At 68.6% G+C, this 1,346-nt stretch carries 1 protein-coding gene and 2 pseudogenes; 2 read left to right on the top strand and 1 reads right to left on the bottom strand.

Annotated elements, in window-relative coordinates:
- A pseudogene (locus tag U4E84_RS17520) lies at positions 1–155 on the top strand (MaoC/PaaZ C-terminal domain-containing protein); the annotation flags it as partial.
- Here the strand turns inward: U4E84_RS17520 and U4E84_RS17515 are convergent.
- Positions 120–905 (bottom strand): annotated as a pseudogene (locus U4E84_RS17515) (alpha/beta fold hydrolase); the annotation flags it as partial. The pseudogenes U4E84_RS17520 and U4E84_RS17515 sit on opposite strands and share 36 nt — an antisense overlap.
- A gap of 103 nt (positions 906–1,008) precedes the next feature.
- On the opposite strand from U4E84_RS17515, the gene U4E84_RS17510 reads away from it, so the two are divergent.
- Positions 1,009–1,293 (top strand): hypothetical protein, encoded by a 285-nt coding sequence (locus tag U4E84_RS17510; protein ID WP_322533368.1) that lies wholly within the window; start codon positions 1,009–1,011, stop codon positions 1,291–1,293.
- Positions 1,294–1,346 lie beyond the last annotated feature (53 nt).

Genomic DNA, 1,346 nt, shown 5'->3' with positions numbered 1-1,346 from the left:
TGAGCGAGGAGTCGATCGAGACGTTCGCGGCGCTCTCGGGCGCCGAGAACCCGATCCACCTCGACGACGAGTACGCCGCCGAGACGATGTTCGGCGGCCGCGTCGCGCACGGGATGATCTCGGCCGCGGTCGTCTCCGGCGCGCTCGCGCTCCTCGATGAAGAACAGGTTGGGGCCGCCGTCGAACAACTCGACGTCGGCGTGCGAGAGCAGCTCCCCGAGCAGCTCGGCGTTCTCGGCCGGGAGGACGCGGTCCGCCGTCCCGTGGAAGACGAACGTCGGGACGGAGAGCGCGCCGAGCCGGTCGGACGCGTCGAACGCCGCCACGGCCGCGGCCTGCGCCTCGCGCCCCGCCGGGGTCGCGTCGCCCGCTAACCGCCAGTCGACGATGCGCTCGATGAGCTCGGGCTCGCGGTCGCAGAAGCCGTCGGAGACCGCCGGCTCCATCAGGTAGCGGATCCGCTCGCGGGGGTCGGCGTCCTCCGGCGCGGAGAAGATGTGTTCCTGTACTTCCCGCGGTGTCTCCGCCGCGTCGTCGCCGCCCGGCGAGGTACACAGTAGCGTCAGGGAGGCGACGCGGTCGTCCGAGAGCGCCAACTCCTGCGCGATCATCCCGCCCATCGACGCGCCGCAGACGTGGACCGCCTCAACGTCGCGGTCGTCGAGGACCGCGGCCGCGTCGGCCGCCATCTCGGCGACGGTGTACGGTCCCTCCGGGACGTCCGAGTCCCCGGTTCCCCGGTTGTCGGGGCGGAGGACCTCGTAGTCGTCCGCCAGCGCCTCGGCGAGCCACCGCCACATCCACCGGCCGTACCCGAGCCCCTCGAGCAGCAGCACGGTCGGTCCGGTCGGGTCCCCGTCGACGGCGTAATCGATCGTCACGCCGTCCCGTGTCACGTCTGGCATACTCAGATCGACCACGGCGTCCTCCATCAATCCGGGCGTTAACGTTTCAACCACCTCCGACGAGGACGCGTACACTTAGATCACGTGGGTTATATTTTTTGCCATGTCGAGCGAGTCACCCGATACGCCGTCGGAGTTCCGCGTCAGACTGCCGGTCGGAAGGCTCGAAGGATATATCGGTGGGCTCTTCGCCCTTCTTTCGGCGATCGGTGCGTTCGTGGGCGCGGCAACGCTGTTCTTCTGGGTGTCCCTCGTTCTCAAATCGACGATGGACAACGACCCGATCAGTCTGTATACGGGCGTCTTCGGTCTCGGCTTCGGCGTGCTACTGCTCGCGGGGCTTCTCTCGCTCCTGTACGAGTTCCGACCGGGGAACGTCGACGGATAGCGGGGACTGCGGCGTGTGCGGCCGGTCGAGGTGCGACTCGGACTCGGTCGGTC

This window comes from Halorubrum sp. AD140, from assembly GCF_034497445.1.
In the GTDB taxonomy this organism is placed as follows: Archaea; Halobacteriota; Halobacteria; order Halobacteriales; family Haloferacaceae; genus Halorubrum.
The sequence above is the reverse complement of the archived record's forward strand: the minus strand, read 5'-3'. Positions and strand labels throughout refer to the sequence as shown.